The organism is Bradyrhizobium lablabi (assembly GCF_001440475.1).
Lineage (GTDB): Bacteria > Pseudomonadota > Alphaproteobacteria > Rhizobiales > Xanthobacteraceae > Bradyrhizobium > Bradyrhizobium lablabi.
Genome location: NZ_LLYB01000130.1, coordinates 1 through 14,017, shown reverse-complemented (window position 1 = coordinate 14,017; position 14,017 = coordinate 1). Strand labels below are relative to the sequence as shown.

At 64.2% G+C, this 14,017-nt stretch carries 11 protein-coding genes and 1 pseudogene; 5 read left to right on the top strand and 7 right to left on the bottom strand.

All coding sequences use genetic code 11. The features are described 5' to 3' along the window. The first annotated feature begins 17 nt into the window (after positions 1-17). Complete coding sequence (locus CQ14_RS38590) at positions 18-593, top strand: nucleotidyltransferase family protein (RefSeq protein WP_057862979.1); 576 nt, start codon at positions 18-20, stop codon at positions 591-593. A 112-nt stretch (positions 594-705) separates the two neighbouring features. On the opposite strand, the gene CQ14_RS38585 is transcribed toward CQ14_RS38590, so the two are convergent. Further along, a complete protein-coding gene (locus CQ14_RS38585; RefSeq protein WP_057862978.1) occupies positions 706-1,263 on the bottom strand; it encodes a PAN domain-containing protein in 558 nt (185 codons plus the stop codon). Between the two features lie 401 nt (positions 1,264-1,664). On the opposite strand from CQ14_RS38585, the gene CQ14_RS38580 reads away from it, so the two are divergent. Beyond that, positions 1,665-2,114: a hypothetical protein gene (locus CQ14_RS38580; protein ID WP_063800483.1), complete on the top strand. Its 450-nt coding sequence runs from the start codon at positions 1,665-1,667 to the stop codon at positions 2,112-2,114. 76 nt (positions 2,115-2,190) lie between these two features. Here CQ14_RS38580 and CQ14_RS38575 read toward each other — a convergent pair whose 3' ends face one another. Together CQ14_RS38575 and CQ14_RS38570 are read right to left on the bottom strand one after the other, a co-directional pair. Next, positions 2,191-3,561, bottom strand: coding sequence for a glutamate--cysteine ligase (locus CQ14_RS38575; RefSeq protein ID WP_057862976.1), 1,371 nt, complete (start codon positions 3,559-3,561; stop codon positions 2,191-2,193). Positions 3,562-3,657: 96 nt separating this feature from the next. Further along, positions 3,658-4,146, bottom strand: a complete 489-nt coding sequence (locus CQ14_RS38570) for a MarR family winged helix-turn-helix transcriptional regulator (RefSeq protein ID WP_057862975.1) — start codon at positions 4,144-4,146, stop codon at positions 3,658-3,660. Between the two features lie 121 nt (positions 4,147-4,267). Between CQ14_RS38570 and gstA the strand changes: the two genes are divergently transcribed. Continuing rightward, positions 4,268-4,882 carry a glutathione transferase GstA gene (gene gstA, locus CQ14_RS38565; RefSeq protein ID WP_057862974.1) on the top strand — a complete coding sequence of 205 codons (615 nt, stop codon included), beginning with the start codon at positions 4,268-4,270 and terminating at the stop codon, positions 4,880-4,882. 156 nt (positions 4,883-5,038) lie between these two features. Here the strand turns inward: gstA and CQ14_RS38560 are convergent, their stop codons facing one another. The 4 genes from CQ14_RS38560 to CQ14_RS38545 form a co-directional block, all read right to left on the bottom strand. After that, positions 5,039-7,252: an FAD-dependent oxidoreductase gene (locus tag CQ14_RS38560; RefSeq protein WP_057862973.1), complete on the bottom strand. Its 2,214-nt coding sequence runs from the start codon at positions 7,250-7,252 to the stop codon at positions 5,039-5,041. A gap of 140 nt (positions 7,253-7,392) precedes the next feature. Further along, positions 7,393-8,601 (bottom strand): acetyl-CoA C-acetyltransferase, encoded by a 1,209-nt coding sequence (locus CQ14_RS38555; RefSeq protein WP_057862972.1) that lies wholly within the window; start codon positions 8,599-8,601, stop codon positions 7,393-7,395. Positions 8,602-8,663: 62 nt separating this feature from the next. Continuing rightward, on the bottom strand, positions 8,664-10,454 hold the full coding sequence (locus CQ14_RS38550) for an acyl-CoA dehydrogenase C-terminal domain-containing protein (protein ID WP_057862971.1): 1,791 nt from the start codon (positions 10,452-10,454) through the stop codon (positions 8,664-8,666). A 297-nt stretch (positions 10,455-10,751) separates the two neighbouring features. Further along, positions 10,752-11,030: nuclear transport factor 2-like protein (locus tag CQ14_RS38545; RefSeq protein ID WP_245320869.1), on the bottom strand; the 279-nt coding region annotated here is incomplete at its 3' end. Between the two features lie 129 nt (positions 11,031-11,159). Here CQ14_RS38545 and CQ14_RS38540 point away from each other — a divergent pair. Together CQ14_RS38540 and CQ14_RS38535 are read left to right on the top strand one after the other, a co-directional pair. Beyond that, positions 11,160-11,756, top strand: coding sequence for a PadR family transcriptional regulator (locus tag CQ14_RS38540; protein ID WP_057862970.1), 597 nt, complete (start codon positions 11,160-11,162; stop codon positions 11,754-11,756). Positions 11,757-11,934: 178 nt separating this feature from the next. Then, positions 11,935-14,017 (top strand): annotated as a pseudogene (locus CQ14_RS38535) (hypothetical protein); the annotation flags it as partial.

Below are 14,017 nucleotides of genomic sequence, written 5' to 3'. Positions count from 1 at the left end.
CCCTACGGCGCCTCCTCATGGACCGAGACGAGTTCCTCTCAACCGCCCTAAAAAATCCCGCCAACGATATCATTAGCGACGAACTGTTCCGGCTGGCACTGCCCGACGCCTGGCTGGTTTCCGGCTGCCTTGTGCAGACCGCGTGGAACGTGCTGACCAGGCGCGCGGTCGATTACGGCATCAATGATTACGACGTGTTCTACTTCGATCCCGACACGTCGTGGGAAGCGGAAGATGCGGTCATTCGCAAGCTGGCCGAGCGCTTCACCGAACACGGCATCGCGGTCGAGGCGCGCAACCAGGCGCGCGTTCATCTCTGGTATTCCGAGAAACACGGCCTGCCCTATCCGGAGCTGCGCTGTTCGACCGAGGGCATCGATCGGTTTCTGACCAAGAACACCCAGATCGGAATTCGGCGCGTGCAGGATGGCTACGACGTCTATGCGCCGAATGGATTTGACGATGTCGCCGCCCTGATCGTGCGGCCGAATCCGGGACCGAATTTCTCCGCGGCGAGTTACACGGCAAAGGCGGAGCGGTGGAAGGCAGCGTGGCCGGAGATCACGGTGTTGCCGGCGGAGGAGGATTCGTAGGGTGGGCTCAGCGAAGCGAGCCCACCCTCCTGCGACTTTGTGCAACCGTTGGAGGGTTTGGTGGGCACGGCGCAAGTGCGCCTTTGCCCACCCTACGAGACTGCGGCGGCCGCTACCGCACCACGCCCGACGTGAACCCCGCCTTCCTTCGCGGCGGCTTGATGTCCTTCTTCAGGAAGCAGTGCGCTTCCTTGCCGGCATAGCCTGGCCGCGCATAGGTCCAGGCGCGGCATTTGTTGTCAGCGGCGCAGGCGGCCTTGCAGGCGTCGTCGCCGCCGTCGCTGCTCTTGAGGTCGAAGCTCTTGTAGTCGCCGCCGAAGCGGTCGATCGAGGTTTCGCTTGTCTCGTTGCGCCGTTCGACCACGCCGGCGCCGCGCACGCCGGAGACGCAGCACTCACTCTGTATCCGCGCCGGCACGTTGCTCTTGAGCCAGCACACCGCGCGATTGGCGAGATCGGTCGGATAGTTGAAGCTCCAGGCGCGGCAGCGCTTGTCGCGCTCGCAGACCAGCGCGCATTCCGCCGGATCGCCTGAGATCACGGGTGCGCTGAGGTAGTCGCCGCCGGGCCGGTCGAAATTGGCCTGCGCCAGCGCCGGGCGCGCGGACAGGGCCGCTGCCAAGAAGGCGAGCGTCACCACACACGCCCTGAGCCGGCGAACAGTCCACATCTGCGATAGCTTTCGAATACGCGTTTTCCGAACGGGATGACTTGCCTCAGATCGTCATCACGCCCTGCCTGTTTGATCCAGGTGCCATTTGAGCGCCATCAACCTGTACGGCGGATGAACGGCCCAAAAGTGAGGCAACCCATTCAATCAGAACGCGTATTCCTGATAGATGGGCTCGACGGAACCGCCCCAGGCGCCGTTAAATTTTGTCCAGCATCTCTTCCGCCGGCGTGCGGCCCGAACCGAGGATGCGTCGCAACCCCGGCAAACCTTTCCCGCCCGCGGAAATCTTTGCCGGCTCGATGCTACCGATATCGACCGTAAGGTAGCTGAAAACCGCGCATTCCCGCTTGGCGCGAGGCTTGCTTGGCAGGCTGTTGCACTACGCCCGTGAGATCTTCATGCAAGTTAACAGCACCGCCTTCTATTCACCCTACGTCGCTCAACGCATCAGCACCGCGCCCGCCTCGAGCACTTCGAACTCGAGCGCCGGCACGGCGGACCAGGCCGCCGGCCGTGTCAGCACCTACGACTTCGCCAACATGTCGCCAGCGCAAATGCAGGACACCATGAACGGCCTCATTCGCAGCGGCAGGATGTCCTTCGACGATTCGAGCAGCCTGGTCGGCATGATCCCGACCGCGCTGGCGTGGGCCGGCGGCGGCACGCCTTCCGCAGCCCAGCTCGACAGCGCACGCAACACGCCGATGGACTTCCTTGCGACGTTGCAGGCCGGCATCGCCGGCGCGCAGTCGCGCGGCGATACGCACAACGCCGAAACGCTTACGCGCACCCTTGAGCTGCTACAGCGCCTTCAGGGCACGCCCTCGGGCGTCGACGTCGTCGCCTGAAGCAAAACGACCGGCGTAATGCCGGCCGTCTATCCCCAGATAACTGAACGGCCCAAATGCCAGGCAACCCGTTCGATCAGAACGCGTACTCCTGATAGACGGGCTCGACGGAACCGCCCCAGGGGCCGTTGAATTTGTCCAGCATCTCTTCCGCCGGCGTGCGGCCCGAATCGAGAATCCGCTCCAGGGGTTCGAGGTAACGGCTCTCGTCGCGGCCGGAATGATCGACGTGGTTGCGCCGCCGCAGGCCCGCATGCGAGAGCTTCAGGCAGTCGCGGGCGATCTCGAACAAATAGCGATCCTTGATCCGGGCCTTGAAGCCGAAGCGCGGCACGTCGTCGCGCAACGCCTGACGCTCCTGCGCGGTCCAGTGGCTGACCAGATCCCAGGCCGCATCCAGGCTCTGATTGTCGTACAGCAGGCCGACCCAGAACGCCGGCAAGGCCGGCAGCCGGTCCCACGGCACGCCGTCGGCGCCGCGCATTTCCAGATAACGCTTGAGGCGGACTTCCGGGAAAATCGTCGACAGATGGTTGGCCCAGTCCGACAAGGTCGGACGCTCGCCGGGCAGCGAGTTGTTGCGGCCCTCGAAGAAGGCGCGGAACGACGAGCCGGCGACGTCGATATAGGTGTCGCCGCGCTTGACGAAGTACATGGGCACGTCGAGGGCGTAGTCGACCCAGCGCTCGAACCCCATGCCGTCCTCGAACACCCACGGCAACATGCCCGAGCGCGCGTTATCCGTGTCGCGCCAGATCTCGGAGCGGAACGACAGGTAGCCGTTGGGCTTGCCTTCCGTGAACGGCGAATTGGCGAACAAGGCGGTCGCTACCGGCTGCAACGCAAGCGACACGCGCAGCTTCTTGACCATGTCGGCTTCGGAGGAGAAGTCGAGATTGGTCTGCACCGTGCAGGTCCGGTACATCATGTCGATGCCGTACTGACCAACCTTCGGCATGTAGTTGGTCATGATCTTGTAGCGGCCCTTGGGCATCACCGGGATCTGCGACCGCGACCAGGACGGCGTCATGCCGAGCCCGAGAAAGCCGATCCCCAGGGGCGTTGCGATCTCGCGAACCTGCGCCAGATGCGCCATCAGCTCGGACTGGGTCTGGTGCACGGTCTCGACCGGCGCGCCTGACAATTCGAACTGTCCGCCCGGCTCCAGCGAGATCGCGCCGCCGCCGGTAACATCATAGAGACCGATGATGTTGCCGCGCTCCATGATCGGCTCCCAGCCGAGCAGGAGCTGCATACCTTCGAGCAGCGCGCCGATGCCGCGCGCGCCTTCATACGGCACGGGCTGACGCCCCTCCAGCGTGAACGGCGTCTTCTCGTGCTCGGTACCGATGCGGAACTCGGACGGCGGCTTGCTGCCGGCCTCGAACCACGCGACGAGTTCGTCACGGGATTGCAGCGGCGTCATATCGATCTGGTCACGCGCCATGAAAAAATCCGGATATCTGGCGATTCGACCGAACGCGCCGTGTAGCTGAGGGGATGCGGACGGCTTCGTCCGCACCAACGAAACGTATCAAAGACGTCATCGCGCCGGCACGCCGTCGCGGGCGGCCGCCGCCTTGACGTCGGAGCAGGAGCAGCCCAGCCGGTCGAGCAGGCCGCACAGCTTCAAGGCGTCGGCATCGGACAATTTGGAGCCGACGTGCTTTTCGATCGCCGCCGAATAGGCGCTCCACATTTTCTTCTGCAACTCGCGCCCGGCTTCGGTGATCTCCACGAACTGGCCGCGTTTGTCGATCTTGCATTCGCGCCGCGCCGCCAGGCCCTCGTCGACCAGGCGGTCGATCAGCCGCGAGGTGGAATATTGCGGGATCAGCATCTGCTTTTCCAGTTCCACCGGGCGCATCTCGCCGGACGGCGCGCGCGACAGTTCCAATAGCGCGTCATACCAGGCCAGCGGCGGAAAGCCCGCTTTCTTCAAATCCTGCTCCACGGCATCGAGCACCCGGCTCTGCACCCGCATCAGGCGGATCCAGGCGGCGGTCGCCTCGGTCGATGGTTTGCGTTTCATGGTCCGGTCCGTATCTGTCACTTGTCAGTGTACCGCACTAAATGCAGGTGCATCAATCTTGACTATTTCATGCAGATGCATTTAGTCAGTCCGCCAATAATGTCGAGGGAAGGAAAACCCCATGAAATTGTATTATTCCCCGGGCGCCTGCTCGCTATCCCCCCATATCGCGCTTCTCGAGGCCGGTCTGCCCTATGATCTGGTCAAGGTCGACCTGCGCGCCAAAAAGCTGGAGAACGGTGACGACTTTTTGACGGTCAACCCGAAGGGCCAGGTCCCGGCGCTGGCGCTCGATTCGGGCGAACTGGTCACCGAGGGCCCGATCATCGTCCAGATGATCGCCGACAAGGCCGGCAAGAACCTGGCACCGCCCCGCGATTCCGACGAGCGCTACAAGCTGCTCGAATGGCTGAACTACATCACGACCGAGCTGCACAAGAACCTCGGACCGATGTTCTCGCCGCTACTCGCCGAGGAGGCCAAGCCTTTCTTCAAAGACCGCACCATGAGCAAGTTCAAATATCTGGAAACCGCGCTAACGGGGCGCGACTACCTGATGGGCAAGCAGTTCACCGTCGCCGACGGCTACCTCTTCACCATGCTGATGTGGGCGACCGACCGGCTGAAGTTCGACCTTTCGGCCATGCCGAACCTGATGGCCTACAAGGCCCGCGTCGCCGCGCGCCCGAAGGTGCAGGAAGCGATGACCAAGGAGGGGCTGCTGAAGGCGGCATAAGGCGCACACGGATTGCGGAATGCGAAAGGGCCGGATCGATGATCCGGCCCTTGTTGTTTGGGCGTAGCCCGGATGGAGCGAAGCGCAATCCGGGACTCATGCGTCGACAGGCGGGTGCGGCCCCGGATTTCGCTTCGCTCCATCCGGGCTACAAGCTTATGCCGCCGCCTTCTTCGGCGGGAAGCGGCCGTAGAAGGTCTCGCCGCTCGCCGCCATGTCTTCCAGCAACTTCGGCGGGGTGAAGCGCGAGCCGAATTTGGCCTCGAGCTTGTGGCAGAGCTCGACGAACTTACGCGTGCCCATGAAGTCGATATAGGACAGCGTGCCGCCGGTGAACGGCGCAAAGCCGAAGCCGAGGATCGAGCCGACATCGGCCTCGCGCGGATCGGTGATGACGTGGTCCTCCACCGTGCGTGCGGCTTCCACCGCCTGCACCACCAGGAAGCGCTGCTTCAATTCCTCGATGTCGATCGTATCGGGATCGAGCTGCTTCGGCTGCAGCGCGGAGAGACCCGGCCACAGGCTCTTCTGGCCCTTGCCCTTCTCGGGATAGTCGTAAAAGCCCTTGCTGTTCTTGCGCCCCAGGCGGCCCTGCTTCTCGACCAGCTCCACCATCAGCTTCTTCTGATCCGGGTTGATCGAGTTGGGACCGAGATCGGCTTCCGTCGCCTTGATGACCTTCAGGCCGAGGTCGAGGGCGACTTCATCCGACAGCGACAGCGGACCGACCGGCATGCCGGCCATCTTGGCGCAGTTCTCGATCATCGCCGGCGGCACGCCTTCGAGGAACATCTCGTTGCCTTCGGCGATGTAACGGCCGACGCAGCGGTTGGCATAGAAGCCGCGGGAATCGTTTACCACGATCGGCGTTTTGCCGATGATGCGGACATAGTCGAGCGCGGCGGCGAGCGCGACGTCACCGGTATTCTTGCCAAGAATGATTTCCACCAGCATCATCTTCTCGACCGGCGAGAAGAAATGGATGCCGACGAACTTGCCCTGCTCCTTGAAGTTTTCGGCGAGCGAAGTGATCGGCAGCGTCGAGGTGTTGGAGGCGAAGACCGCATCGGCCTTGAGGTACTGCTGCGCCTTGGCGAACGTATCCGCCTTGACCTTGCGGTCCTCAAACACGGCCTCGATCACGAGGTCGCAATCCTTCAACGCCGCGTAATCGGCGGTCGGGGTGATGCGCGACATGATGGCGTCGGCCTCGGCCGGCTTGGCGCGGCCCTTGGCGATGAGACCGTCGATGACGCCCTTGGCATGCGCCTTACCCTTGTCGGCGCTTTCCTGGTCGCGGTCGATCAGGACGACGTCGAGGCCGGCGCGGGCCGAGACGTAGCCGACGCTGGCGCCCATGAAGCCGGCGCCGATCACGGCGATCTTCTTGATCTTGCTCGCCGGCACGTTCTGCGGACGCCGTGCGCCCTTGTTCAATTCCTGCATCGACAGGAACAGGCTGCGGATCATCGCAGCAGCTTCCTTCGAACGCAGCACCTGCGTGAAGTAACGCGACTCCACGCGCAGCGCCGCATCGATCGGCAACTGCAGGCCTTCATAGACGCAGCTCATGATGGCGCGCGCGGCCGGATAATTGTCGTAGGTCTCGCGGCGGTAGATCGCATTGCCGGCCGGGAACATCATCATGCCGGCCTTGGAGAACACCGGGCCGCCGGGCAGCTTGAAGCCCTTTTCGTCCCAGGGCGCGACCGCCTTGCCGCCGCCCTTGATCCAGTCCTTGGCCGCCTTGATCAGGTCGGCGGCCGGAACGATGGCGTGGATCAGGTTGAGCGCCTTGGCCTTCTCGACGGTGACCGGATCGCCCTTGAGCAGGATGGTCATCGCATCCTGCGGCGGCACCAGGCGCGGCACGCGCTGGGTGCCGCCGGCGCCGGGGAACAGGCCGACCTTCACCTCGGGCAGGCCGAGGCGGGTCTTGGGATTTTCAGCCGCCACGCGGTAGTGGCAGGACAGCGTCACCTCAAAGCCGCCGCCGAGCGCCAGCCCGTTGATCGCGGCGGCCCACGGCTTGCCGCAGGTTTCGATGCCGCGCAGCACCAGCGAGAAGCGGCGGCTCTGGTCGAACAGCATCTGGTTGGCCGCGACCTCGCCCTTCTCTTTAAAGACTTTGGCGTATTCCTTGTTCATGCCCTCGAGCATGGACAGGTCGGCGCCGGCGCAGAACGCTTCCTTGGCTGACGTGATGACGACGCCCTTCACCGCGGCATCCGCCGTGGTCTGCTTCAGGATTTCTTCGAGCTCGGTGGTCGAGGTCTCGTCCAGCACGTTCATCGAACGTCCGGGGATGTCCCAGGTGACGAGCGCAATGCCGTCGGCGTCGGTTTCAACTTTGAAATTCTTGAAGGCCATGTGGTGCTCCCTCGATGCCGGCAGCCATGTCAGGCGCGGCGGTTAAGCTTGAATTCGTAGGGTNTTAGCAAAGCGTAACCCCCCGCTTCTCTCGCCGTGGCAGGGTGGGTTACGCCTTCGGCTAACCCACCCTACGACAGCTACACGCGTTCGATGATCGTTGCGGTCCCCATGCCGCCGCCGATGCACAGCGTCACCAGCGCGGTCGCCTTGTTGGTGCGCTCCAGCTCGTCGAGCACGGTGCCGAGGATCATCGCGCCGGTGGCCCCCAATGGATGGCCGAGCGCGATCGCGCCGCCATTGACGTTGATCTTCGCGTTATCAATGTCGAACGCCTGGATGTAGCGCAGCACGACCGAAGCAAAGGCCTCGTTGAGCTCGAACAGGTCGATGTCCGACTTCTTCATGCCGGAGCGCTCGAACAGCTTTTCGGTGACGTCGACCGGGCCGGTCAGCATCATCGCGGGCTCCGAGCCGATATTGGCAAAGGCGCGGATTTTGGCGCGCGGCTTCAGGCCGTGCTTGGCGCCCGCCTCCTTGCTGCCGAGCAGCACCGCGCCGGCGCCATCGACGATGCCGGAGGAGTTGCCGGCATGATGCACGTAATTGATCTTCTCGACTTCGGGATGCGACTGGATCGCCACCGCATCGAAACCGCCCATCTGTCCGACCACGGTGAAAGACGGCTGCAACTGCGCCAGCGACTGCATGGTCGTGGTCGGACGCATATGCTCGTCCTTCGCAAGAATGGTGAGGCCGTTGACGTCCTTCACCGGCACCACCGATTTGTTGAAGCGGCCCTCGTCCCAGGCCTTTGCCGCACGCTGCTGGCTCTGCACCGCATAGGCATCGACGTCATCGCGCGAGAAGCCATACTTGGTCGCGATCAGATCCGCCGAGACGCCCTGCGGCATGAAATAAGCCGGCACCGCCATCGAGGGGTCCATCGGCCAGGCGCCGCCGGAGGCGCCGATACCGACGCGGCTCATCGATTCGGCGCCGCCGCCGATCACGAGTTCATGCTGGCCGGCCATGATCTGGGCGGCGGCGAAATTCACGGCATCGAGGCCGGAGGCACAGAAGCGGCTGATCTGCACACCGGGAACAGCCTCGCCGAGACCCGCCTTCAGCGCCGCGAAGCGCGCGATGTCGGATCCGGCTTCACCGACCGGATCGACCACGCCGAGCACGACGTCGTCGACGACGTCTTCACCGAGGTTGTTGCGCTCCTTCAGCGCCTGCAGCGGCACGGTGGCGAGCGCCAGCGCGGTGACTTCATGGAGCGCGCCATCAGCCTTTCCGCGGCCGCGCGGGGTGCGAACGTGATCGTAGATATATGCCTCAGGCATGACGCCCTCCTGGTATGAGGATCATAATATTATAGGCGAAGGAGCAAAGAAACGGCGGAAAATCAGAACGCTTCCGCCGCCAATTCCATGGTGGTGGCGCAGCCGGTCTGGATGCGCGCAAGATGGACGTGGGTTTCCGGCAACATCCGCTCCATGAAGAAGCGGCCGGTCACCAGCTTGGTGCTCAGATAGGGCGTGGCGCCGCTGGCGGCAATCTTGTCCTGCGCCACCTTCGCCATCCGCGCCCACATGTAGCCGAAGGCGACGAGGCCGAACAATTGCATGTAGTCGGTGGCGGCGGCGCCCGCATTGTCGGGCTTGGCCATCGCGTTCTGCATCAGCCAGCCGGTAGCCTGCTGCAGATGACCGAGCGCGGCCGAGAGCGGGGTCACGAACGGCTTCATCGCCTCGTTGGCGCCGTGCTCCTTGGCGAAGCCTGCGACTTCGGCAAAGAACGCCATCGCGGCGCGGCCGCCATTGCGCGGCAATTTGCGGCCGACGAGGTCGAGCGCCTGAATGCCGTTGGCGCCTTCATAGAGCATGGCGATGCGGGCATCGCGCACGAACTGCTCCATGCCGTGCTCGGCGATATAGCCATGGCCGCCATACATCTGCTGAGCCAGCACCGCGTTGGAAAATCCAACGTCGGTCATCACGCCCTTCATGACAGGGGTCATCAGGCCCATATGGTCGTCGGCAGCCTCGCGATCCTTCGGATCGGAAGAGCGGTGGGCGACGTCGCTCTTCAGCGCCGTCCACACCACCATGGCGCGCGCCGCCTCGTTGAAGGCGCGGATGGTGAGCAGCACGCGGCGAACGTCCGGATGCACGATGATCGGGTCGGCCGGCTTGTCCGCCTCCTTTGCGCCCGTCAGCGCGCGGCCCTGCAGGCGCTCGCGCGCGTAGTTGACGGCGTTCTGATAGGCGACTTCGGACTGCGCAAGGCCCTGCACAGCGACGCCAAGGCGGGCCTCGTTCATCATCACGAACATGCCCTGCATGCCCTTGTTCTCTTCGCCGATCAGCCAGCCGGTCGCGTTGTCGTAGTTCATCACGCAGGTGGAATTGCCATGGATGCCCATCTTGTGCTCGATCGAGCCGCAGGACACGCCGTTGCGCGCGCCGAGCGAACCGTCGGCATTGACGAGGACTTTCGGCACCACGAACAGCGAGACGCCCTTGATGCCGGCGGGCGCGCCTTCGATACGCGCCAGCACCAGATGGATGATGTTTTCGGCAAGGTCGTGCTCGCCGGCCGAGATGAAGATCTTGGTGCCCGTGATCTTGTAGCTGCCGTCGGGCTGCTTCACCGCGCGGGTGCGCAACAGGCCCAGATCCGTGCCGCATTGCGGCTCGGTGAGGTTCATGGTGCCGGTCCACTGGCCCGCCACCATCTTCGGCACATAGGTCTTCTTCTGTTCGGCGTCGCCGTGCACCAGCAGTGCTGCGGTGGCGCCCATGGTGAGGCCGCCATACATCGAGAACGCCATGTTGGCCGCGCTCTGGAATTCGGTGACCACCTGGCTCAGCGTCACCGGCAGCCCCTGCCCGCCATACTCTGCCGGCGCCGACAGACCGAGCCAGCCGCCCTCGGCGACCTGCTTGAACGCTTCCTTGAAACCCTTCGGCGTCGTCACCGAGGCGTTGTCATGCCGCTTGCAGCCTTCGAGATCGCCGACGCGGTTGAGCGGCTGCAGCACCTCTTCGGAGAGCTTTGCGGCCTCGCCGATGATGGCCTCGCGCACATCGGCGGAGGCGTCGGTAAATCCGGGCAGATTGTCGAAACGATCGATCTGGAACACGTCGTTGAGCAGGAAGGTGACGTCTTCCACGGGGGCTTTATAGATCGGCATGATGTTCTCCCGGCAGCGGCAAAGAGTGGCGAAGGCGTGTGAAATGAAATTCGTCGGTAGCGGTCCGGAACCCGACCTTATCGCGTTCCGGTAGTCCTAGGGAGTGAGCAGGCCGGCAAATCTCCGGGCAGCCGTTGCGACATAAACGGCGCCGCACATGGTCGCGGCCTTGCTCCCTCGCCTCTTGTCACTGCTTGGCGAGTTGCTCCCCCATCAAGCGGTGCAGCAGATTGATTCCCTTCANGCGGACGTACCATCACCTTGAAGTGCGTGATCTTACCGTCATCGCTGAAGGTNGATGATGTCGACGCCGTTGATTTTGATGCCCTCGATCTCGTTTTCGAATTCGAGGACCGCGCCATTCGCGCTGCGCCATTCGCCGGTGTATTTGAAGCCGGGGCCGCCGAGGACTTTCTCGGCGCTCGCCAGATATTTGAAGGTGATGTCGCGCCCGCGCTGCGGCGTGTGGACGACGGGGCTTTCGAAGACAGCATCCGGATGCAGGAGATCCCACAACGCCGCCGTGTCATGGGACTTCATGTAGCCGTACCACTTGTCGAGGCCGCTCATGGTCATCATGTCTCCTGTGCGGGCGATGACGGGCTGGCGCGCCGGGGAATGACCTCTCCGGAGCTTATGCGCGTTGACGCATATGCAACTTTATGCATAATGTCAAACCACGAATGAAAGCCGGAGGCTAGCGTCTTGGCGCTGGGTGACGCGATCCTTGCCTGCCTGACCGAACGTCCGATGACGGGCTATGAGCTCGCCAAGACGTTCGACAACTCCATTGGATTCTTCTGGAAGGCTGACCACCAGCAAATTTATCGGGAGCTCACCAAGCTTCGCGACCGTGGCCATATTCAGGGCCGCGAGGTGGTGCAATCAGGCAAGCCCAACAAGCTGGTCTATACGCTGACGCCGGATGGTCGGGCTGCACTGCGGCACTGGGCCGCGCGGCCGAGCGTTCCGGCTTCGATCAAGGACGACCTCTTGGTCCGGCTTTACGCACTCGACAGCGTCGACGTCGAACCGCTGCGCACCGACCTGATGGCGCGGCTGGAACATCATCGCGACAGGTTCGCCCGCTACGAGCGCCTGCTCAACAAACGATTTCCCCAGGGCACGGCGCCGCCGGCCGATGTCGGCAAACTGCTCGGCCTTCGCATCGGCCTCGCCCACGAGCGCGCCGTCGCCGAGTGGTGCGAAGAGGCGATCGAAGCGTTGTCGGCTCTCACTTCCGGCGCGGAGCGGAGCAACGTCGTGCCTCTTGAGGAAAACCAGCGCGAAAACAAAGGTTAGGGCTGGCCGATCGGCCGCCCGGTAACTTTTGGCGCCATCTGTCCATTCCTTAACCCGTTATTTACCGTGACGGGAAAAAGTCAGTTCCGACACAGTCAACCTGCGCGAAAATGCGATTGGGACGCGCGGGGAGGCTGAAGGCGCTGGTGGGGGCGCCGTAGCGGAACCGGACCAAGGCATGAATTCGCGCGTATCGTGGAGTGTTGACGGCATCGATCCTTCCGTCCGCGAAAGGGCCGAGGCGGCTGCGCGCCGCGCCGGCATGACACTGAACGACTGGCTTAATTCGACCGTCGGCGATCTGGCCCCGCCCAGTTTCGGCGCGCCTTCCGATCATCGGCCGGCCGGCCGGCCGCTCCCCGACGTTGCCGACATTCACCAGCGGCTCGACTCCATCACCAAGCAAATCGAGCAGATTTCGCGGCCCGCGCCGCGCGGCGAAGCCACCCGTGGCGAGCCGACGGTCGCCCGCCAGCTCAACGACGCCATTTCGCGCCTCGATGCGCGGCTGTCGCAGATTTCGAATCCCGCACCCGCCCGCCAGGTCCAGATGCAGGAAAAGCAGCGCCAGACCGATCTGGTCGAGCGTGCCGCCGCCCAGGTCTATCGCCCTGCGCCGCCGCTCAGCCCGGCCTCGATGGATTTTGCGATCGCAGAAATCGCCGCACGCCAGAACGAGCTCGACGGCCCGCCCCAGCGCCAGGCACCGCCGCGTAACGGCCCGGCCGCTTCCGCGCAGCCCCATGTTGCGCAGCCGGCGATGCAGGCCGCGCCCGCGGGGCCGGACTTTTCTTCGCTCGAACGGCACCTGCTCAAGATCACCAGCCAGATCGAGGCGCTGCAGCGTCCCGATCATATCGAGCAGTCGATTGCGGCGTTCCGCAGCGAACTCGCCGAAATCCGCCAGGCCATCACCGAGGCGGTGCCGCGCCGGGAGATCGAATCGCTCGAGAACGAAATCCGCTCGCTGTCCCGCCGCATCGACGACAACCGGCAGAACGGCACCGACGGCCAGACGCTGGCCGGCATCGAGCGCGCGCTCGGCGAAATCCGCGAAGTGCTGCGCTCGCTGACGCCGGCCGAGCAGCTCACCGGCTACGACGAGGCGATCCGCAATCTCGGCGCCAAGCTCGATCTGATCCTGCGCTCGAACGACGATCCATCGACGGTGCAGCAGCTCGAAAGCGCGATCGCGGCGCTGCGCGGCATCGTCTCCAACGTCGCCTCCAACGACGCGCTGGCGCGCCTCGCCGACGACGTGCACACCTTGTCGGCCAAGGTCGATCAGCTCTCCCGCTTTGACGGCAACAGCGATGCGTGGGGTGCTCTCGAGCAGCGCCTGACTGCGCTGACCTCGACGCTGGAAGGCAGGCAGCCGCCGGCCGCCAGCGAGCATTCCGAATTTCTCGAAAATGCCGTGCGTTCGCTGTCCGAACGCCTCGACCGCATTCCCGTCGGCAACGACAATGCGTCGGCATTCGCCCATCTCGAACAGCGCGTCGCGTATCTCCTGGAGCGCCTGGAAGCCTCCAACGATCGTTCCGCCGCGCCCGCCATCGACCTCGGACGGGTCGAGGAAGGGCTGCACGACATTCTGCGTTCGCTCGAACGTCAGCACGCCAGCCTGGTCGCGCTCGCCGACTCCAACCGCAATGCCGCCGGCGCATCGCAGCCTGCGGACACCGGCATCGTCGATCTGGTCAAGCGCGAACTGTCCGACATCCGCTTCAGCCAGTCGGAAACCGACCGCCGCACGCAGGACTCGCTGGAGACCGTTCACAATACCCTCGGCCATGTGGTCGACCGCCTGTCGATGATCGAAGGCGATCTGCGCGGGGCTCGCGCGACACCGGCGGCGTCCGCCGCTCCGCCTGCAACGGCCGAAATAGAGTTGCCGCGCCCGACCACGCCGCTGATGACCTATGCGCAGCAAACGAAGCCGGAATTGCCGAATCCGGCGGCGCTGCAAACACATCCTCAAGAGCACTTTGACGCCGCTCCGCGCGACTTCCACGCTGTGCAGCCGATCGCGCCGGCTGCTGCGCCGGTGCCGCCGCGCGCGATCAGCGAAATCCTCGAGCCTCATGCCGCCGCCCCGCGCACGGCGATCGCACCGGAATTGCCGCCCGATCATCCGCTCGAGCCGGGTACGCGGCCGCCGCCGCGCGCGGCTTCGCCGTCGGAACGGATCGCCGCTTCCGAAAACGCGATCAGCGAGATCCAATCCGGGCCGAAAGAGCCGGTCAGTTCGTCGAGCTTCA